The organism is Faecalicatena contorta (assembly GCF_003149105.1).
GTDB classification, from domain to species: Bacteria; Bacillota; Clostridia; order Lachnospirales; family Lachnospiraceae; genus Muricomes; species Muricomes contortus_C.
Window position 1 is genome coordinate 11,866 of sequence record NZ_QGDS01000027.1, and the last position, 21,716, is coordinate 33,581.

Genomic DNA, 21,716 nt, shown 5'->3' on the forward strand with positions numbered 1-21,716 from the left:
AAAATTACTATTTACCTGCTTTCAAGATAAACTAAAAGTACTGAGATATCTGCAGGAGATACTCCGGATATTCTGGATGCCTGTCCGATAGATGCTGGCCGTATTTCTGACAACTTCTGTTTTGCTTCTATTCTAAGGCTCTGTATATTATAATAATCAATATTATCCGGAATCATTTTATTTTCCAGCTTCTTAAATTGCTCCACCTGCCTTTTTTGACGCTTAATATATCCATCATATTTTATATTAATATTTACCTGTTGCACCACATCATAAGCAAGCTGCTTTCTCTGCCTGTCGATTGGTGCAAGTATTTCATATGACAGTTCCGGCCTCCGTATTAATTCCGCAAGTGTAGTTCCTGATATAAGAGGCGTACTTTTATAAGATTCTAATAATTTCTGTACTTCCTCAGACGTTCCTATATTCGTATGTTTCACCCTGTGAATCTCTTCTTCTATAAGTCTTTCTTTTTCAAGAAGTTTTTGATAACGATTTTCATCTATCAGTCCAACATCATATCCTAACTTAGTCAGCCTCATATCTGCATTGTCCTGTCTCAAAAGAAGTCTATATTCGGCCCTTGATGTCATCATCCGATATGGCTCATGGCTTTCCTTTGTAACAAGATCATCAATAAGCACTCCTATATATCCCTGGGAGCGGTCAATTACAATTCCAGGCTTTCCCTGTAATCTTCTTACAGCATTTATCCCTGCTATCAGCCCCTGAGCTGCTGCTTCTTCATAACCAGAACTTCCATTAAACTGACCTGCGCTGAATAAGCCTTTCACATCCTTAAATTCCAATGTGCTCTTCAACTGCCTTGCATCAATACAATCATATTCAATTGCATATGCATTTCTTATAATTTTTGCCTGCTCTAATCCAGGAACGCTGCGGTACATAGCATATTGGACATCCTCCGGCAATGAACTTGACATACCGGCTACATACATTTCATTTGTCTCTAAACCTTCTGGTTCAATAAACACCTGATGTCGATTTTTGTCAGAAAATTTAACTACTTTATCCTCAATTGACGGACAATACCTAGGTCCTGTTCCTTCAATCATTCCAGAATATAGAGGAGATCTGTCCAAATTTTTTCGTATAATTTCATGAGTTTTTTCATTTGTATAAGTTAACCAGCAAGACACCTGATCTATCTGCACATCATCAGGATTTGTAGTAAAAGAAAATGGAACGATTTTCTCATCCCCTTTTTGTTCTTCCATCTTACTAAAATCAATAGAATTTTTATCAATTCTTGCAGGTGTTCCTGTTTTAAAACGATACATTTCTATTTCCAATGACTTTAAACTATCTGTCAGATAATTCGCAGACTGAAGCCCATTTGGACCGGTATGAGTGCTTATATCACCATAAATGCACCTTGCTTTCAAATAAGTTCCAGTACATAGTATAACAGCCCTGCAGCGGTAAATTGCTCCAGAATAAGTCTGTACGCCGGCAACTTCCTGGTTTTCTACTAATATATCTGTAACCTCCATCTGGCGGATATCCAGATTCTTTTGATTTTGCAGTGTTCTCCGCATGGTTCTGCTATAGTTATCTTTATCAGCCTGTGCTCTTAACGAATGGACAGCCGGTCCTTTAGATTGATTGAGCATCTTAGACTGGATAAATGTTTTGTCTATCACCTTTCCCATTTCACCACCAAGTGCATCTATCTCTCTGACAAGATGTCCTTTTGAAGTTCCTCCTATATTAGGATTACAGGGCATTAAGGCAATACTTTCTAAACTTACTGTAAAAATAATGGTTTTATATCCAAGCCTGGCCGCTGCAAGAGCTGCCTCACAGCCTGCATGTCCCGCCCCTATTATGGCAATATCATATTCGTCTTTATTTTCCCATACAGAATTTGCTGAATATTTCATTTACTAAATCTTCTCCTATCGTTTCCCCGGTTATGCTTCCCAATGATTCGTATGCATCCATTAAATCAATAGAAAAAAAGTCTTCCGGCATCTGATTTTCAATACTGTCAATCACTTTATCCAAACTTTCACAGGCATCTAAAAGTGCAGCTTTATGCCTCATATTTGTAATATATACTTCATCATTAAAGGATACTTCCCCTTTTAAAAACATGGAATTTAATATTTTCCCAAGTTCCTGAATTCCCTGTTCCTCTTTCGCTGATATATCAATCATTGGAATTTTATTTGAATCTTTTGCTTCATTTTTATCTATTTTAAGTATATTATTAACTTCATTTTGCAAGATTTCCTTCGTTATGACTGTATTTAAATCAGACTTATTTAAGAGAATAATTGTTCTTTTACCTTCTATTAAGTGTATAATATCTTTATCATTATAATCCAGGGGCCTTGAAGCATCTACGACATAAATAATAAGGTCGGCACTTTTTACATAATCTCTTGCCTTATCTACACCCATCTTTTCTATAATATCATCAGTCTTTCTTATTCCTGCCGTATCAACCATATTTAATATCAACCCATTTAGCTGAATCTGCTCCTCCAGGGCATCCCGGGTTGTTCCTTCTATATCTGTCACAATAGCTCTTTCTTTTCCTGCTAATACATTTAGAAGTGAAGACTTTCCTGCATTTGGCTTTCCAACAATGACAGTCTGTATCCCCTCTTTCATAATTCTTCCACTATCAGAAGAATCTATTAATTGTCTCATATCAATTAAAATATCATTTATGACATCTTTTAATTTCTCTCCATATCCATCTATCTCAATATGTTCAGGATCATCCAATGCTGTCTCTATAAATGCTGTGTGATAAATTATTTTATTTCTTATATCACTTATTTTTTTCTTAACACTACCTTTTAATTGACTAATAGAACTTTGAAGAGCATATTCATTCTTAGACATTATTACATCTATTACGGCTTCTGCCTGAGATAGATCCATCTTCCCATTTAAAAAAGCCCTCTTTGTAAATTCTCCCGGTTCTGCCGGCCTGGCGCCATTTTTTATTGCCGTCTCTAATATACGTTTTACCACATAAGTTCCGCCATGGCAATTAATTTCTATTGTATCTTCTCCTGTAAAAGTCCTGGGAGCACGCATAAGCATAATCAGGACTTCATCTACAATCTCTTCCTCATCCTTAATAAAGCCATAATGAATTGTATGGCTTTCAGATTCCAAAAGTTTTTCTTTCCCAGCATATATTTTTTCAATAATATGAATTGCTTCTGAACCACTGATACGGACTATTCCGATTCCCGAATTTGTCATTCCTGTAGAGATTGCAGCAATCGTATCCTTCTTCATCTATTCCTCCTATAAATTAGAATAAAGAGTTTACAAAACAAACTCTTGCACCTGGGTTGACCGCATAGCAGCATCTGCCTCTTACACCGCAGTGAAATCCCCCGGAGGGCCTTATATAATAGAAAGCACAGTTTCCTATTATATAAAAGAGGACTTTTTCCAACTTCACGAAAGTGTCCGTGAAGCGGAAATGTCCTCTTTCGCTTCAATCTAATTATCTCTTTAATGTTACAACTACTTTTCTATAAGGCTCTTCTCCCTCACTATGTGTGGTTACATATGGGTCAGATTGAAGTGCAGCGTGGATAATTCTTCTCTCATAAGGATTCATAGGTTCCAATGATACTGGTCTCCTTGACCTTTTTACCTTATATGCAATATTCTTTGCGAGATTTTTCAAGGTTTCTTCTCTTCTTGAACGGTAATTTTCAGTATCCAGCTTCACACGTACATATCCATCCTGATATTTATTTGCTACACGGTTTGCCAGGTACTGGAGGGAATCTAAAGTCTGTCCGCGCTTCCCAATCAGGATTCCCATATTGTCACCCTTCATCTCCACGCTGAAAGCCCCATCAGAATCAATCTTGGAAGTTAACTCTACGCTCATTCCCATTGCTTTCAATGTATCTCTTAAAAAAGATTCAACGGCCTTCTTTGTCTCATCTTCCACAACAGCAAGTTCTGTCTCACGCTTTACAACCGGCTCTGCTTCAGTTTGAACAACTTCCTTTTTTATTTCTTTTCTTGTTTCTTTTTTAAAAGGTTCTTTCTTCTTGACTTCTTTTACAGGCTCTTTTTTTATTACAGGTTTTTCTTCTTTTACTTGAATTTCAGGTTCTTCTACTACAGGTTCAGGTTTTCTTCTAGCTTCAATAACTGCCTGCTTCATACCAATTCCAAGAAATCCGGAGCTTCCCTTTTCAATAACCTCATATTCCAGTCTGTCGCTTGTAACACCTAACTGAATCAATGCTTCTGTAATCGCATCGTCTACTGTCTTTGCTGATACTCTGATACCGCCGCTCATCCCGAATCCTCCTTTTCTATACTACTTTCTCTTCTTAACTCTCATCTTTTTTGTCAGATGTACTTTGCCCGCTATTATATTTGCTAACCAAATTTGCTTTAGAAGCAAGGCTGCCTGGTTTTGCATTTTTTGTATACTGCTCTGCTTTTTTGAGACGCTCATTTCTTTCAGCATCTGACATCTTTGATTTTTTCTTATCATCCACACTTTTAGTACTTGTTGTTGCCATTTTGTTAATTGTTTTTGCAGATGTTCCTTTTTTCTCACGCTTTTTAGCAGCTTTTTTCTGATTTTCTGCTATAAGCTCTTCTGTTGACTTTTTAGCCAGATATTTATTAATAGCAAATTGCTGTACAGATCTTACAATTGCACTGATTGCCCAATAAAGGCCAAGACCTGCAGGAAGAGTAAATCCCATAAATACTGAGAATAAAGGCATGGTATATGTCATTGTCTTCATGGAATTTGCCATAGGATTACTTGTGTCAACCTGTGGCTGAGGCTGTAACTTTACACTGATGAACTGTGTAAGACCTGCCATAACAGGAATAATAACAGCCAAAATAATTCCTACAATTGAAAAATTCTTAATCGCTGACATTAACATTGTAAACGGAGCCTCTCCGATGTTAATTCCTACAAAACTATTTAAATGCCCTATTGTCTGAGTCGTTGTCTCAACAGCATCTTTCAGAGAAGGAATCTTTTCTACCAAAGTATTCCATGTAGAATCCTGAAACTTATATAATACCTGAACAAGTGTATCTGCCTTTGAATAATCATAGCTGCTTGCACTCATCATTACAGGTTTTTCTGTTCCGATTTTTTCCATAATTTTTTGGAAATTATCAGTAGCCATAATTTGGCTTACAACTGGGGTATAAACATTTTTTATACCTTCCACATAATTTGGTATATTTTGAATAACCGGATACAGGGCAAAAAGAACCGGCATCTGAATCAACAATGGCAGACATCCACCTGTAGGGGAAGTTCCATACTTTTCATAAATAGTCTGCATCTCTTCCTGCTGTTTTAACATTGTAGCCTGATCTTTTTTATTTGCGTACTTTTTCTGAACCTTCTGAATTTCCGGATTCATAACAGAAGACATCTTTGACCACTTCTGCTGTTTAATTGTCAGTGGAATCATTAATGTATAAATGATAATTGTAAAGATGATAATACAGATTCCAATATTCTGTATTCCAAATACACCATTCATTACATTATAGATTTCGTTCATCAACTTTCCAAGCAGCCAGGAAATTTGACTAATAATCGGCCAATCTGCATAGCCTGCCGCTAAAACTCCATACATTTCTTATCCTCCTTAAGGTACCGGATCATATCCGCCTTTTGCAAATGGATTGCAGCGCAGAATTCTCCAGATTGTCAGGGCCCCGCCCTTAATAGCACCATATTTCTGAATTGCTTCAATCCCATACTGAGAACAGGTGGGTGTATAAATACAATGATATCTTGTTTTCAATCCGGACAGATATTTCTGATAGAATCTGATAAGCCATATAAAAATATGCTTCAACTGCATCACTCCTTTTATAAAATAGAGCATTGAAAACTTATCAATCCTGCTGATAAGTCCTATATATCTCATGAAGTTTTCCTAAGTGGATAAGTGCACTCTCAATCTCATGGTAGTTTCTATCTTTTGCACTTACTCTGGCAATTACAATTATATCAAATCCACTTCGGAAATGTTCTTCTTGAAGCCGATAACTTTCTCTGATCAGCCTTGTCAAATGATGCCTGACAACGCTATTACCTACTTTTTTACTTACAGAAATTCCAACCCTGTTTTTTCCCAGGCCGTTTTCTTTCAAATACATAACTAAATATTTATTCGCATAGGATTTTCCACTTTTGTAGATAACTTGAAAATCTTTATTTTTTTTTAAAGATTCGGAAAATTTCATCGATTACCTCTTGTTTCATTATAATCCTTATAGATAGAAGAAAAGGCCACATAGATGCGGCCTAAGCTGATAACTGTTTTCTTCCTTTTGCCCTTCTGGCAGCTAATACTCTTCTTCCGCCCGGTGTGCTCATTCTTGCTCTGAAGCCATGAACTTTGGATCTCTGTCTTTTCTTTGGCTGAAATGTCATTTTCATTACAGATACACCTCCCTTTGATTGAGATACTTATTATAAAGTATTTACAATTATTCTAATTTTTGTTTTTGTTCTTTCCTAGAAAGACACTGCTCTTAATTATATTCAAAAAATCACGGTAAGTCAAGTTATTCGCGGGATTTTTATATCAAAATTTTAGCCGCAGTTCAGTCATGTAAATTTTTAATACCTGAACTGCGGCTAAAATTTTATTTATACACATGTGAATAAGATGTGGATAACTATCGGATAACGTGTTAATTAAATTTATTTTTTAATGTCAACCATGTAAACATATGCATTAAAACTGTTCATAAAGTTATACACAGCTTTTTTCATTGCTTATAAACCTTTTTTGATGTAAAATGTAGGAGAGAGATTATGTACATCTCTCTATTATATTGATTAGGAGTAATATGGATGAACATTGTAGAAAAAAATTGGGAGCAGATCTTAAATAAAATGAAGTCAGAATATTGCTCATCAAATATTTCATACAATACGTGGATTGCGCCACTTACAGTATATGAAGTTACAGATGACACCGTCTACATTCTTGTAAAACTTAAAGCGAGCCTGGAGCATATTGAAGATAAATATCTGCTTCCTTTCAAAGTATGTATCGCAGAAGTTACAGGAATTGAATATGAGATTTCTTTTGTTACAGAAGATAATCTTATTATTCAGGAAAAGAAAGAGCATACAATAAAAAAACAAAGATCAAATGCAATATTTGCAAATGCCAATCTAAATCCCAAATATACATTTGATACTTTTGTAGTGGGCAGCAATAATAATTTTGCACATGCAGCTTCCCTGGCTGTAGCCGAATCTCCTGGAGAGATTTACAATCCTTTATTTATATATGGAGGTGTAGGGCTTGGGAAAACTCATCTTATGCATTCCATTGCACATTTCATATTAGAAAATGATTCATCAAAAAAAGTTCTTTATGTAACAAGTGAAACTTTTACAAATGAGCTGATTGATTCATTAAAAATTGGTAAAAATGGAAATGAACTGGCAATGACCACTTTTCGTGAGAAATATAGAAATATCGATGTTCTCCTTATTGATGATATTCAGTTTATAATAGGTAAGGAAAGTACACAGGAAGAATTTTTCCACACTTTCAACCACCTTCATGTATCAGGAAAGCAGGTTATCATATCCAGTGATAAGCCTCCAAAAGATATTGAAACATTGGAAGCCAGGCTCCGTACCCGTTTTGAATGGGGATTAATTGCGGATATTTCTTCACCTGACTATGAAACAAGAATGGCAATCTTACGTAAGAAAGAAGAACTTGACGGACTGGACCGTTATCATATCCCAGATGAAGTTCTTCAATATATAGCAAATAATATTAAATCTAATATCCGGGAATTGGAAGGCTCTCTGAATAAATTGATAGCTCTGTCCAACCTGGAAAACAAGCCAATTGATATTCCTCTTGCAGCAGAAGCACTTAAAGATATGATTTCTCCAGATAATAACCGGAAGATAACGCCGGAACTGGTGATTGAAGTTGTTTCTGAACATTTTAATATACCTATATCCGAGTTAAAGGGAAAGAAACGTAATGCTGAAATTGTTCTTCCGCGGCAGATTGTTATGTTCCTATGCCGTACAATGACAGACACTCCTCTTAAGACTGTAGGTATTATTTTAGGAGGCAAGGATCATGCCTCTGTCAGCCATGGTGTAAAAAAGATATCCCATGAGGTTACAGTAGATGAAGCTCTTAATAATACCGTCAATATTATTAAGAAGAAGATAAACCCTATATAATAGGATGAAACACCTTCTTGAACTACTAATGTTCACTAGGTATACCTTCTTATACATTAGCAGTTTAAGAAGTATGGATTACGGGCCTTGGAATAATTCACCCTTCATATGAATTACTGTGGGTAACCATGTTAAAATGATGTGAATTATGAAGTTCTTAAATAGATGGAGGTTGAAGGGCTTAAAATTATTCCCATCTTATCCTTCTGCTTTACAATAGCTTTCTACATAGTTTTTAATATGGACAAACCCTTTATTTTCAAGGCTTCAAAGCACTTATGAACTTTTCCACAGCCCCTATTACTAAGAAGGCGGAATTTATTAATATATTTATCTATAAAAGCACGGCTGAAAAAATAATTCACCATGACTATCGAAAGGAGTTACTGACATATGAAAATCATTTGTTCAAAATCTAATCTGGTAAAAGGAGTCAGCATTGTATCAAAAGCTGTACCCTCAAAAACAACAATGCCTATTCTTGAATGTATTTTAATTGACGCATCTACAGATGTTGTGAAGTTAACTGCAAATGATATGGAACTTGGCATTGAAACATGTATTGAAGGAGAAATTGCCGAAAGAGGAATTATTGCTTTGAATGCAAGAATTTTTTCAGAGATCGTGAGAAAGCTGCCCGATAATGATGTGACAATAGAAACAGATTCTTCTAACCAGGCATTCATCACCTGTGAAAAGGCAAAGTTTAATATTGCTGCTCAGTCAGGAGAGGACTTTTCTTATCTCCCGGTTATAGAAAAAGAGGACTATATCACAGTTTCTGAGTTTACACTCAAGGAAGTCATTCGGCAGACTATCTTTTCAATTGCTGATAATGATACAAATAAAATGATGACGGGAGAACTGTTTGAAATAGAGGATAACATACTAAAAGTAGTTTCTTTGGATGGACACAGAATTTCTATCCGTAAGATTGAATTAAAAGAAAGTTATTCACCAAAGAAGGTGATTGTTCCCGGAAAAACTCTTCAAGAGATAAGTAAGATTATTGGCGGAGAGGCAGAAGTAGATGTGGATATCTCATTTACAAAAAATCATATTGTATTTGAGTTTGATAAAACTGTAGTTGTATCCAGACTGATAGAGGGAGATTACTTTAAAATTAATCAGATGCTCTCCAGTGATTATGAAACGAAAGTAAAAATTAATAAAAAAGAACTTTTAAATTGTATTGACAGAGCTACGCTCCTGATAAAAGAAGGGGATAAAAAACCTATTATCATTGATATTCAGGATGAGTCTATGGAATTGAAGATTAAATCACAGATTGGTTCTATGGATGAAGAAATTTTTATTACAAAAGAAGGAAAAGATTTGTTGATTGGTTTTAATCCTAAATTCCTGATTGATGCACTGAGAGTTATTGATGATGAGGAAGTCGATTTGTATTTTATGAATGCTAAGGCTCCATGTTTTATAAAAGACGAGGAGCAAAGTTATATTTATTTAATTCTACCGGTTAATTTTAATGCGGTTGGATAAGAGAGGATTTTTCAGTATGGAGATTATTAAATTACGTGAAGGTGACGATTTTATTAAATTAGGACAGGCGATTAAGGCTGCCGGAATGGTAGATTCAGGTGTCGAGGCAAAAGAGGTCATTCAGGATGGGCTGGTTGCAGTAAATGGTGAAAAGGATACCAGAAGAGGCCGGAAATTATATGATGGGGATAGAGTAGAATTTGATGGTCAGGAAATAAAAATTGAAAAATAGTCTGAAAAAGTGTAAAATAGCTACATACTGATGGAGAAATTATGGTAATCAAATCTTTAAAACTAAAGAATTACAGAAATTATAATTTGTTGGATTTGACTTTTGATACCCGGACAAATATTCTCTATGGGGATAACGCACAGGGAAAGACGAATGTTTTAGAAGCTTTGTATTTGTCCGGTACTACCAAATCTCACAAAGGTACAAAAGATAGAGATTTGATTCAGTTTGAACACGATGAGGCACATCTGGAGACTATTGTTGAGAAAAGGGGAATGGAATATCAGATAGATATGCATCTGAAAAAGAATAGTCCAAAAGGAATTGCAATTAATAAAATTCCAATCCGAAAAGCAAGTGAGTTATTTGGGATTATTCACTTCGTGTTTTTTTCCCCGGAAGACTTAAATATTATCAAAGAAGGGCCTTCCGGCAGAAGAAGGTTTATTGACTTGGAATTATCCCAGCTTGATAAAATATATCTCAGCAATCTTTCTAGCTACAATCGAATTATTAATCAGAGAAATTCTTTACTCAAAGATATTTATAAACAGGAGAATTTAATGGAAACATTGGATATCTGGGATATGCAATTGGCTGAGTATGGAACGAAAGTGATAGAAAGCAGAAGAAAGTTTATAAAGGAAATAAATGAAATAATTTATAACATTCATTATAAGTTAACGGGAGGAAAAGAAAACATATTTTTAGAATATGAAAGCAGTATTGGCAATATGACTTTGGAACAGGCTTTGAAGAGGAACAGAGAAAGAGATATGCGGCTAAAAAGTACTTCTGTTGGACCTCACAGAGATGATTTGTGTTTTATGGAAGGAAGCCTGGATATACGGAAATTTGGTTCCCAGGGTCAGCAGCGAACAGCAGCGTTATCCCTGAAGCTTTCAGAAATTGAACTGGTCAGGATGTTAATCAGAGATACACCAGTATTATTATTGGATGATGTATTGTCTGAACTGGATAAACACAGGCAAAACTATTTACTAGATAGTATTCATGATATACAAACTGTAATCACATGTACTGGTTTAGATGAGTTTGTGAATCATAGATTTTCTATTAATAAAATATTTTACGTGAAGAATGGACAGATAGCAGAGGAAAATTAGGAGGTTTTTAAATGGGTGCAACAGGTACAGAATTTGATGCTGAATATGGAGCAGATCAAATCCAAATATTAGAAGGATTGGAAGCGGTAAGAAAAAGACCGGGTATGTACATCGGCAGCACTTCTGCAAGAGGACTCCATCATCTGGTATATGAGATTGTAGACAATGCTGTAGATGAAGCATTGGCAGGACATTGTGATACAATTTTTGTAAGCTTAAATGAAGAAAACTCCATTACAGTTATAGATAACGGACGTGGAATTCCTATAGGAATTAATCATAAAGCAGGAATTCCTGCAGTTGAAGTTGTATTTACAATCTTACACGCCGGCGGAAAGTTCGGTGGCGGAGGATATAAGGTATCCGGAGGATTACATGGTGTTGGTGCATCCGTTGTAAATGCGCTTTCACAGTGGCTGGAAGTAGAAATTTACAGTGATGGTAATATATATAAGCAACGTTATGAACGTGGAAAAGTTGTTGATAAGCTAAGTGTAGTTGGAGAGTGTGAACCTGATAAAACGGGAACAAAGGTAACATTTCTGCCGGATGATCAAATCTTTGAAGAAACTGTTTTTGATTATGATATATTAAAACAGCGTTTCAGAGAAATGGCATTTTTGACAAAAGGACTTAAAATTATTATCAGGGATGACAGGAAGGAAGAGCCCGTAGAAAAAACATTTCATTACGAAGGTGGCATTAAGGAGTTTGTCAGTTATCTGAACCGCAGCAGAACTCCTTTGTATGAGCAGATTATTTACTGTGAAGGCATGAAAGATGGTGTTTCAGTAGAGGTTGCTATGCAGCATAATGATTCCTATAATGATAATACTTATGGATTTGTGAATAACATTACAACACCAGAAGGCGGTACCCATGTGGTTGGATTCCGCAATGCCCTGACAAAAACGTTTAATGATTATGCAAGAAAAAATAAGTTGTTAAAGGATAATGAACCAAATTTATCCGGTGAAGATATCAGAGAAGGTTTAACTGCAATTATTAGTGTAAAAATTGAAGACCCGCAGTTTGAAGGACAAACAAAACAAAAGCTCGGGAATAGTGAGGCGCGTGGTGCAGTTGATAATATAGTCAGCACACAGCTTGAGATTTTTTTGGAGCAAAATCCCAATGTTGCAAAAACTACAGTTGAAAAATCTGTGATGGCCCAGCGGGCAAGGGAAGCAGCAAGAAAGGCGAGGGATTTAACAAGAAGAAAGTCTGCATTGGAAGGAATGTCACTTCCGGGAAAACTTGCAGACTGTTCTGATAAAAATCCTAAAAACTGTGAGATTTATATTGTTGAGGGTGATTCTGCCGGGGGTTCTGCAAAGACGGCCAGAGACAGAAATACTCAGGCTATTCTTCCTCTGCGCGGTAAGATTTTGAATGTGGAAAAAGCAAGACTGGACAAGATATATGCAAATGCAGAGATTAAAGCGATGATCACTGCATTTGGTACAGGAATACAGGATGATTTTGAAATTTCAAAACTTAGATACCATAAGATTATCATCATGACAGATGCCGATGTGGATGGAGCTCATATAAGTACTCTATTATTAACATTTTTATATCGTTTTATGCCTGAACTGATTAAGAATGGGTATGTTTATTTGGCACAGCCGCCTCTTTATAAACTGGAAAAAAATAGAGGGGTATGGTATGCATACAGTGATGAAGAGCTGAATGGGATACTGGCAGAAGTTGGAAGGGATGGAAATAACAAAATCCAACGTTATAAAGGCCTTGGTGAGATGGATGCAGACCAGCTTTGGGATACTACCATGGATCCTGAGCATAGAGTTTTGTTGAGAGTAATGATGGACGAGGAAACATCTTCCGAACTTGATTTGACTTTTACCACTCTTATGGGGGATAAAGTAGAACCAAGAAGAGAATTTATTGAAGAAAATGCTAAGTATGTGAAAAACTTGGATATTTAATATAACAGGAAAGGACATAAAAATGGAAGATAATATTTTTGATAAAGTCCATGAAGTTGATTTGAAAAAAACCATGGAAACTTCTTATATTGATTATGCTATGAGTGTAATTGCCGCCCGCGCGTTGCCGGATGTAAGAGACGGATTGAAGCCGGTACAGAGGAGAATCCTGTATTCCATGATTGAATTGAATAATGGACCTGACAAGCCTCATCGTAAGTGTGCGCGTATTGTCGGTGATACAATGGGAAAATACCACCCTCACGGTGATAGTTCCATTTATGGTGCATTGGTAAATCTGGCTCAGGAATGGTCTACCAGATATCCTTTGGTTGACGGACATGGAAATTTTGGTTCTGTAGATGGAGACGGCGCAGCTGCCATGCGTTACACGGAAGCCCGTCTCAGCAAGATTTCTATGGAGATGACTGCAGATATCAATAAGGATACTGTGGATTTTGCTCCTAACTTTGATGAAACAGAAAGAGAACCAGTTGTTCTGCCGTCAAGGTTTCCAAATCTTCTAATCAACGGAACTTCAGGAATTGCAGTAGGTATGGCTACTAATATACCACCCCACAATTTAAGAGAAGTTATCAATGCAGTTGTAAAGATTATTGATGATCAGATTGAAGAAAATGGTGAAACTACAATTGAGGATATACTTGATATTATAAAAGGACCTGATTTCCCTACAGGTGCTGAGATTTTAGGTACAAGAGGGATTGAGGAAGCATATCGGACCGGACGTGGTAAAATCAGAGTGCGTGCGGTTACTAATATTGAACCTATGGCTAATGGAAAGAACCGGATTATTGTAACGGAACTTCCCTATATGGTTAATAAGGCAAGGCTGATAGAAAAAATAGCGGAGTTAGTCAGGGATAAGAAGGTCGATGGTATCACAGAACTGGCGGACCAGTCTAATCGTGAAGGTATGAGAATTTGTATTGAACTTCGCCGTGATGTAAATCCAAATGTGATATTGAATCAATTATATAAACATACACAGCTTCAGGATACCTTTGGTGTAATTATGCTTGCACTTGTAAATAATGAGCCAAAAGTAATGAATGTCCTGGATATGCTCAAATATTATCTGAAGCATCAGGAAAATGTAGTAACCAGAAGAACAAAGTACGAACTGAATAAGGCACAGGAACGGGCACATATTTTGCAGGGTTTGCTGATTGCCCTGGATCATATTGATGAGGTTATCAGAATTATCCGAGGTTCAAAGAATGTCCAGATTGCGAAAGAGGAGTTAATGAAGCGGTTTGAGTTATCTGAGGTACAGGCTCAGGCTATTGTGGATATGCGTCTTCGTGCATTGACTGGTTTGGAAAGAGAAAAACTGGAAAATGAGTACCAGGAACTGATGAAAAAAATCGGGGAATTGGAAGCTATTCTGGCAGACCGGAAATTACTGCTGGGTGTTATCCGGGAAGAAATATTAATCATATATGATAAATATGGTGATGAAAGAAGAACATCTATAGGATTTGATGAGTTTGATATTTCTATGGAAGACTTAATTCCCAGAAAAAATGTAGTCATTGCCATGACAAAATTAGGATATATTAAACGGATGACTGTAGATACCTTTAAAAGCCAAAACCGGGGAGGTAAAGGTATTAAGGGAATGCAGACGCTGGATGAAGATTATATTGAGGAATTATTTATAACTTCTACACATCATTATATTATGTTCTTTACTAATACAGGGCGTGTATATAGACTAAAAGGATATGAGATTCCAGAGTCAGGCCGGACCGCAAGGGGAACAGCAATTATTAATCTTTTGCAGCTAATGCCGGATGAAAAGATAACGGCGATGATTCCAATTAAGGAATATGAAGATGGTGATTTCCTGTTTATGGCGACAGAAAAAGGACTTGTAAAGAAAACACCGATCAGAGATTATGCAAATGTAAGAAAAACAGGTCTTGCGGCAATTACACTTCGTGAAGATGATAAATTGATAGAGGTAAAAATTACCGATAATGAAGAAGATATTATTCTTGTAACCAGATACGGACAATGTATCCGTTTTAGCGAGCAGGATGTAAGACCTACAGGAAGAACTTCTATGGGAGTTCGCGGCATGAATTTAAGTGACAGGGATGAGGTCATTGCAATGCAAATGAGCACTCAGGGCTCTGAACTTTTGATTGTGTCTCAAAAAGGAATGGGTAAACGGACGAATTTGGATGAATTTACAAAACAAAACCGGGGAGGTAAAGGTGTAAAATGTTATAAGATTACCGAAAAAACCGGAAATGTAGTGGGAATGAAGTCTGTAGATGAAGATAGTGAAGTTATGATAATTAACACGGAAGGTATTATTATCCGTATGAATTGTTCTGATATTTCTACCCTTGGACGTATTACGTCTGGTGTGAAACTGATTAATCTTCCAGAAGGGGAGACAGTAGCAAGCGTAGCAAAGGTAAGAAAAGCTTCTGCTGAAATTGATGGTGAAAAGGTAGAAATCTCTGAGGATGAAGAAGAAGAGAATCAGAGTGTATAGTTAAAAAATGCGTCTTGATTGAGCTGTAAAAGCAATTTCAAGACGCATTTTTATATTATAATACAGTACAGTTTTTAAGTTTTTATTATAAAATTTTTTCTCCCTTTTGGGACAAAGTATCTATTGATTTTTCTACTTTATCCAGCAATCCAAAAATCTGATGAGAAAGTTCCTCGGCATTGGCGTAGAATTTTTTAGCTTCTTCTATTCTTGAGCCTTTAATAGAATCTATAACTTTATGTCCATATGTATGGAAATTGGAATGAACATCATCAATTGCATCCCAATCAGGTTTAATGGATGGATGATCTATGGAAATTGCACTGTAAAAATGTCCAAAGGCACATTTTTTACTATTTACCTGAAGAGGATAAATTCTTCCTTCTTCCACAATTCTTTTCAATGTCTGGAGCCATTTCTTATGAGCTTCTCTTGCTTTTTTCAAATTTTCTTTTAATTCATTATTTGTAGGAGCGTGATTTCCTCCTTTTAATGCACTGAATAAGTTTTTGGTGATGTTTGATAATTGGTCATCGATTGTTGTAATTTGCTTGGACAGCTCATTACTATTTTTGGCATCTGATAAAATTGTCTGAGTCATAATATTAAGCTGTTCTGCACTTTTAGTGGATGTATCCATAGCAATATTAATTTCATCTGTAGAAGTCTTTACTCCAACCATAGTCTTATCAACATTATCAACGCCTTCTATGGTATGGTTCATTAACTCCATATTCTTCTGCATAGTGGAATATACAGAGTCAATTTTTTTACTCATATCTGTAGTAAGTTCCAGGGTGTTTACCATGCTTTCCCTGCCATTTTGAGCTGCAGTCTGAACATCTGATAAAAATACACCCATTCCATCCAGACTTTTTTTAGTATTTTCTGCAAGTTTCCGAATTTCAGAGGCTACTACAGAAAACCCTTTTCCGTGTACTCCTGCCCTGGCTGCTTCAATAGATGCATTTAATGCTAAAAGATTGGTCTGTTCGGCAATATCACCTACCCCGTCCACAATTACTGTCATCTTATTTGCCAGATCAACAAGTTCATCAATCTTATCACTCATAATAGAAGAATTCGTCATAACATTTTCTTTGAGCTCATTAATTTCTTTTAATTCCTGCATTCCTGTATTGTTAGATTCAATCAGGTTTTTTGAGTCACTTGCCAGTTTATCTAAAATAAGAGTAGAATCATTTACTGCATCTGAAACAACACTCATAGCGTTCGTGGTTTCTTCTACGATTGCAAGGTTGGATGAACTTAAATTGGATAAGTCTGAAGAAAAGTTTTTCAAATCATAGGATATTTGAGACATATTTACATCGAAGCTGCTCATTGTTGTTACCATATCCAGTAACTCTTTAGCAGAAATAGATATCATTTCTTCATTTTCAAAAAACTTCATAAATAAATCATATACATTTTGGTGGAGAGGATAATCAATATTAGACAGGGGCTCTACATTCTTCCCTTCCAATCTGTTATTTACATAATCTACAATACAACGTGCTTCATTACAATTCCCCTTTTTCCTTAAGAACATAAAATACCTCCTGCCATCATTCGTGCTTAAAATCATTCAACTGTATTCTAGCACAAAATTTTGGAAATGAATACAGTTTTTGGAAGTATATAAATTTATCAATTTTAAAGGAGTATTCCTTAGTATTTTTTTGTTTTAAAAAACATATAATAATTATTAATCAATAAATATATATCGAAATACGATAAAAATATATTGAAATACATGGTTTAAAGTGATATAATACAAAAAATATAAAGACACTTCATATGTCGGTTGAACGTTAACAATTTAAAAACATGTATTTTAGAAAGGATTGTATCTATATGAATCAAGAAAAATTAATCAAGTTTACAAATTTATTACTAGGAATCATGTTTTACTCAGGAATTATTGTTATTTTAGGGCTCCCCTTCATTCTGAAGTTAGCCGGAAAATATTATTCCTCTTCAATTACAGAGAAATTTTGGCCTATGATGATTATTTATGTAATAGCTGGGGTATGTGGTTTGACAATTGTAAAACAGCTTTGGAAAATGATCAGGACTGTGATAAACCAGGACTGCTTTGTGGATAACAATGTAAAAAGTTTAAATTTAATGGGAAAAGTCAGTTTTGTTATTTCTATATTGTTTATCTTAAAACTATTTTTTCTTCCCACACCGGCGACCTTTGTTATTATTCTTACTTTTTTCATAGCAGGAATATTCAGCCATGTATTGGCTTGTGTTTTTAAAGAGGCTGTACGCTATAAAAAAGAAAATGATTTAACAATTTAGGAGGCAGGGTATGTCAATTATAGTAAATTTAGATGTTATGATGGCAAAAAGAAAAATGAGTGTTACGGAGCTGGCACATGAAGTAGATATCACAATGGCTAACTTATCTATTTTAAAAAATAATAAGGCAAAAGCAGTGAGATTTTCAACGTTAGATGCTATTTGTAAAGCATTAGACTGTCAGCCAGGAGATATTCTGGAGTATGTAGAAGATGAAGAGGAAATACAGTGAGGCAGATATTATAAGTTTATGGATGGTATTTAATTGAAAGGAGTAGTTTTATGGAAAAGTTACCAGTCAGTAAAATAGAAGAAAATTATATATATATTATCGGATTGTGCGGTATATATGGAATTATATTTACTTTTTGTCTTTATGAGAACCTATATGGTATTACATTTCCGGTCTATGTGGCAGCAATGATTTTTACGGCTGTTTTATTTTTGAAAAAGACAGGAATAATAATACAAAAGAACTTTTTTTTATATGCATTTGGTATGATTCTTTTAGGAATATCAACAGTTATGACCAGTAATGGATTCTTTCATTTTTTTAATTGGGTGGGAATCCTGCTTCTTTACATGACAGCTATGATGCAGCAGTTAAATCAGGGGAGAGATTGGGGTTTTGAAAAATATTTAAAAAATATTATATTATTGTGTGCCAAAACAATTGTTTCTATTTTTACTCCAATTATGCATGGAATCAGGTATAAGAAAAGCAGAATGAATGAAAAAGAAAGTAAAATTATGAAGCCTGTTATAATTGGTTTGTTAACTGCAGCAGTATTTTTAATATTTGTATTACCTCTTTTAGTTTATTCCGATAAAATATTTGCTCAATATTTTGGGAAGATTCTTGAAGTCTTTAAATTTTATACAGAATTAAAAATCCTATTCACATTCCTTTTAGGATCTGTTATGTTATATGCATTTTTTACAGCATTATCAGGAATAAATTTCATTGATTCAGGAGAGAAAAAGGAAGCAAGTATAAATCCAGTGACAGGGATTACCTTTTCTGGAATTCTTGCAGCTGTTTACGTTTTTTATTCTGTAATTCAAATATTGTTTCTATTTTTAAGGTTAGAAAGTGGATTGCCTTATGGAGTGACATATTCAGAATATGCACACGCGGGGTTTTGGCAATTGTTAGGAGTAAGCCTGATTAATTTTGTAACGGTTTTAGTTTGCAAGGCTATTTTTAAGGAAAATAAAACTTTAAAGATTCTCCTGCTAATAATTTCAATATGTACGTGCATTATGGCACTATCAGCGTTTTACAGGATGGTCCTATATGTAAATGTTTATCATCTTACATTTCTTAGAATCCTTGTACTTTGGTTTCTTGGGATGATGATTTTTATTATGCTTGGTGTAATGTGGAGTATATTTAAAGTAAACTTTCCTTTATTTAAATATATAATGGTTGTAGTATCCACTGTCTATATTCTTTTATCCTTTGCAAAAGTAGATAAAATCATTGTGGAATATAATATTTCTCACTGGGGGAAGGTAACATCAGAAGATACGATGTATCTTATGTATGAAGTTTCACTAGACGCAGCTCCCGCAATAGCTCAATTACATTTGGAAGAAGGGAAAGATAATACTTCATATACAGATTCAGAAATAGAAATGTATTTTTCCAATATAAGAGCGAGAGAAAACTCCGGAAGAAAGTGGAATTTTTCAATAGCACTGGCAAAAAAAGCGGCAGATGAGTATTTTGATAAAATATCTAAGTGATTACCTTAGAACCTTTAAAATGAACAACTTTTTTGTCTAACTATTTTCTTTTTAAATAAACTATATTATAATAAGAAAAGTTACAGTCATGAAAAATATAATTTTGCAGAAGATACTATATATTACAGGAACAATCTATGCATCCCGCGATGCAGCATATAAAAGAATGTATGATATTTTGGGGGATAAAAGGAAAATCCGATTGATGTGAAAAATTAAGTTATCTATTATATAGGACCGTCTCCTGCAAGGGAAGGAGGTCCTATTGGCTCGTCAGGTCCCACAACTGCAATCCGAAAATTAACAGTAGAAAATTTTCCTGTCATCGTTGTTATTGATTATAAGGAAAATAATTTATATGAAAGTGCGATAAAGAAACATCTTCTTGAATATTAGTAGTTCAAGAAGTGTGTAATACGGAAGAATAGAGGTTGAGAGGAAAAGTAATGAAACGTATATTATTAATGGTGTTTCGGAATATATTTCTGGTTCCATATATGTGGTGCCGGTTGTGTTATCATGCATCACATACAGATAAATATACAGAAGAGGAACAATATAAGCTTCTGAAATTTATAGTACTTCGTGCAAATAAGGGAGGAAATGTTCATATAGATGTCCACGGGACAGAAAATCTGCCAAAGGAAAATGGTTTTATTTTCTTTCCAAACCATCAGGGGCTGTATGATGTGCTCGCCGTTTTAGAGGCATGTCCAAGACCATTCTCTGTTGTTGCAAAAAAAGAAATTAAAAATATTCAGTTTTTGAAACAGGTTTTTGCGTGTATGAATGCCTACATGCTGGACAGAGAAAATGTACGCCAGGCAATGCAGGTTATCCTTGATGTATCAAATGAAGTAAAGAATGGAAGAAATTATCTTATATTTGCTGAAGGTACCCGTTCAAGAAGTGGAAATAAAATTGGAGAATTTAAAGGGGGCAGCTTTAAAGCGGCAACTAAAGCAAGGTGTCCTATTGTACCAGTGGCCCTTATAGATTCTTTCAAACCATTTGATACAAATACGACCAGTAAAGTAACAGTCCAGGTACATTTTATTAAACCATTGTATTACGAAGAATATGAAAATATGAAGACGACAGAAATAGCAGCCCTGGTTCATGACAGAATTCAGCATGTAATCGAAGAAAATGAGAATGTTACAGTCCAGCCATAAGCTCGATTATGCTTTGCTGCATCTCGCTTTGGCTGAACGGTAACAAAAAAATGAAAAAGTTGCAATTTAAGCGTTGACATTAAAGAATCTGTTTAGTATAATAAATTTTGCACTGTTGCGTGCATAACTTTATATAGTCCTGCGTGGTAAGAAGCAGGTATTATTCAGAATCAGGAGAAATACTCAAGAGGCTGAAGAGGCGCCCCTGCTAAGGGTGTAGGTCGGGAAACCGGCGCGAGGGTTCAAATCCCTCTTTCTCCGTTTTGATACTTTCCAGAACTACTGGGCAGAACCAGTAGTTTTTATATATTATCCTTACTGGACATGTTGTAGGAAAGTGTTAATAAAACTACTAAATATAGTATGTAAAATGTATGTTTGAAAAAAGTTAAGAAAAATTAAAAAAGCTATTGACAAATGCATACGATAAATGATACTATATCTAGGCTGACTCGTGAGGGACAGCAAACGACAAAAAGAACCTTGATAATTAAACAATAGACAACAAACCCTTGAAAATTTCTTATAGAGAAAATTTTTAAGAACAGCATCAGAAATGATGCACCCATCACTGGAAAGATTCTAGTGGTAAAAACAGTAAAAGGGATAGAATTAGCTAGTAGCGATTCTTGACTGGAAACAAACACTTTTAACGAGAGTTTGATCCTGGCTCAGGATGAACGCTGGCGGCGTGCTTAACACATGCAAGTCGAGCGAAGCACTTTACTTGGATTTCTTCGGAGAAAAGAGTGTAGTGACTGAGCGGCGGACGGGTGAGTAACGCGTGGGTAACCTGCCTCATACAGGGGGATAACAGTCAGAAATGACTGCTAATACCGCATAAGACCGCAGTACCGCATGGTACGGTGGTAAAAACTCCGGTGGTATGAGATGGACCCGCGTCT

The 21,716-nt window shown here is 35.4% G+C and carries 18 protein-coding genes, 1 tRNA gene, 1 rRNA gene and 1 pseudogene; 13 read left to right on the forward strand and 8 right to left on the reverse strand.

Annotated elements, in window-relative coordinates; all coding sequences use genetic code 11:
• Window positions 1–11 precede the first annotated feature (11 nt).
• From mnmG to rpmH, 7 genes are all read right to left on the reverse strand, one after another.
• Window positions 12–1,904 (reverse strand): tRNA uridine-5-carboxymethylaminomethyl(34) synthesis enzyme MnmG, encoded by a 1,893-nt coding sequence (gene mnmG, locus A8805_RS21330; RefSeq protein ID WP_109714730.1) that lies wholly within the window; start codon window positions 1,902–1,904, stop codon window positions 12–14.
• The gene (mnmE, locus tag A8805_RS21335; RefSeq protein ID WP_109714731.1) at window positions 1,870–3,282 is read right to left on the reverse strand and encodes a tRNA uridine-5-carboxymethylaminomethyl(34) synthesis GTPase MnmE; all 1,413 of its coding nucleotides are present in this window, start codon (window positions 3,280–3,282) and stop codon (window positions 1,870–1,872) included. The genes mnmG and mnmE overlap by 35 nt, the downstream gene beginning before the upstream one ends.
• Window positions 3,283–3,496: 214 nt before the next feature.
• Window positions 3,497–4,312 carry an RNA-binding cell elongation regulator Jag/EloR gene (gene jag, locus A8805_RS21340; RefSeq protein WP_109714732.1) on the reverse strand — a complete coding sequence of 272 codons (816 nt, stop codon included), beginning with the start codon at window positions 4,310–4,312 and terminating at the stop codon, window positions 3,497–3,499.
• A 34-nt stretch (window positions 4,313–4,346) separates the two neighbouring features.
• On the reverse strand, window positions 4,347–5,633 hold the full coding sequence (locus A8805_RS21345; protein WP_109714733.1) for a YidC/Oxa1 family membrane protein insertase: 1,287 nt from the start codon (window positions 5,631–5,633) through the stop codon (window positions 4,347–4,349).
• A 12-nt stretch (window positions 5,634–5,645) separates the two neighbouring features.
• Window positions 5,646–5,864, reverse strand: a complete 219-nt coding sequence (gene yidD, locus A8805_RS21350; RefSeq protein WP_420319485.1) for a membrane protein insertion efficiency factor YidD — start codon at window positions 5,862–5,864, stop codon at window positions 5,646–5,648.
• A gap of 34 nt (window positions 5,865–5,898) precedes the next feature.
• Window positions 5,899–6,249, reverse strand: a complete 351-nt coding sequence (gene rnpA / locus A8805_RS21355) for a ribonuclease P protein component (protein WP_109714734.1) — start codon at window positions 6,247–6,249, stop codon at window positions 5,899–5,901.
• 61 nt (window positions 6,250–6,310) lie between these two features.
• Complete coding sequence (gene rpmH, locus A8805_RS21360) at window positions 6,311–6,445, reverse strand: 50S ribosomal protein L34 (protein ID WP_109714735.1); 135 nt, start codon at window positions 6,443–6,445, stop codon at window positions 6,311–6,313.
• Window positions 6,446–6,865: 420 nt separating this feature from the next.
• Between rpmH and dnaA the strand changes: the two genes are divergently transcribed.
• From dnaA to gyrA, 6 genes are all read left to right on the forward strand, one after another.
• On the forward strand, window positions 6,866–8,236 hold the full coding sequence (dnaA, locus tag A8805_RS21365) for a chromosomal replication initiator protein DnaA (protein WP_109714736.1): 1,371 nt from the start codon (window positions 6,866–6,868) through the stop codon (window positions 8,234–8,236).
• Between the two features lie 393 nt (window positions 8,237–8,629).
• Window positions 8,630–9,739: a DNA polymerase III subunit beta gene (gene dnaN / locus A8805_RS21370; protein WP_109714737.1), complete on the forward strand. Its 1,110-nt coding sequence runs from the start codon at window positions 8,630–8,632 to the stop codon at window positions 9,737–9,739.
• 16 nt (window positions 9,740–9,755) lie between these two features.
• A complete protein-coding gene (locus A8805_RS21375; RefSeq protein WP_109714738.1) occupies window positions 9,756–9,971 on the forward strand; it encodes an RNA-binding S4 domain-containing protein in 216 nt (71 codons plus the stop codon).
• A 41-nt stretch (window positions 9,972–10,012) separates the two neighbouring features.
• Window positions 10,013–11,098, forward strand: coding sequence for a DNA replication/repair protein RecF (recF, locus tag A8805_RS21380; RefSeq protein ID WP_109714739.1), 1,086 nt, complete (start codon window positions 10,013–10,015; stop codon window positions 11,096–11,098).
• Window positions 11,099–11,109: 11 nt separating this feature from the next.
• Window positions 11,110–13,047 carry a DNA topoisomerase (ATP-hydrolyzing) subunit B gene (gene gyrB, locus A8805_RS21385; RefSeq protein WP_109714740.1) on the forward strand — a complete coding sequence of 646 codons (1,938 nt, stop codon included), beginning with the start codon at window positions 11,110–11,112 and terminating at the stop codon, window positions 13,045–13,047.
• 22 nt (window positions 13,048–13,069) lie between these two features.
• Window positions 13,070–15,577 (forward strand): DNA gyrase subunit A, encoded by a 2,508-nt coding sequence (gene gyrA, locus A8805_RS21390; protein WP_109714741.1) that lies wholly within the window; start codon window positions 13,070–13,072, stop codon window positions 15,575–15,577.
• Between the two features lie 85 nt (window positions 15,578–15,662).
• Here gyrA and A8805_RS21395 read toward each other — a convergent pair whose 3' ends face one another.
• Window positions 15,663–17,129 carry a methyl-accepting chemotaxis protein gene (locus A8805_RS21395; protein ID WP_181392950.1) on the reverse strand — a complete coding sequence of 489 codons (1,467 nt, stop codon included), beginning with the start codon at window positions 17,127–17,129 and terminating at the stop codon, window positions 15,663–15,665.
• A gap of 305 nt (window positions 17,130–17,434) precedes the next feature.
• Between A8805_RS21395 and A8805_RS21400 the strand changes: the two genes are divergently transcribed.
• The 7 genes and pseudogenes from A8805_RS21400 to A8805_RS21430 form a co-directional block, all read left to right on the forward strand.
• Window positions 17,435–17,887, forward strand: a complete 453-nt coding sequence (locus A8805_RS21400; RefSeq protein WP_109714743.1) for a DUF2975 domain-containing protein — start codon at window positions 17,435–17,437, stop codon at window positions 17,885–17,887.
• 10 nt (window positions 17,888–17,897) lie between these two features.
• Window positions 17,898–18,119, forward strand: a complete 222-nt coding sequence (locus tag A8805_RS21405) for a helix-turn-helix domain-containing protein (RefSeq protein WP_109714744.1) — start codon at window positions 17,898–17,900, stop codon at window positions 18,117–18,119.
• 50 nt (window positions 18,120–18,169) lie between these two features.
• Window positions 18,170–19,636: a DUF4153 domain-containing protein gene (locus A8805_RS21410; RefSeq protein WP_109714745.1), complete on the forward strand. Its 1,467-nt coding sequence runs from the start codon at window positions 18,170–18,172 to the stop codon at window positions 19,634–19,636.
• A gap of 88 nt (window positions 19,637–19,724) precedes the next feature.
• Window positions 19,725–20,032, forward strand: a pseudogene (locus A8805_RS23065) (fumarate hydratase C-terminal domain-containing protein).
• Between the two features lie 50 nt (window positions 20,033–20,082).
• Window positions 20,083–20,811: a lysophospholipid acyltransferase family protein gene (locus tag A8805_RS21420; RefSeq protein ID WP_109714746.1), complete on the forward strand. Its 729-nt coding sequence runs from the start codon at window positions 20,083–20,085 to the stop codon at window positions 20,809–20,811.
• Window positions 20,812–20,984: 173 nt separating this feature from the next.
• Window positions 20,985–21,072 (forward strand) — tRNA-Ser (locus tag A8805_RS21425).
• Window positions 21,073–21,459: 387 nt separating this feature from the next.
• Window positions 21,460–21,716, forward strand: a 16S ribosomal RNA gene (locus A8805_RS21430); the annotation flags it as partial.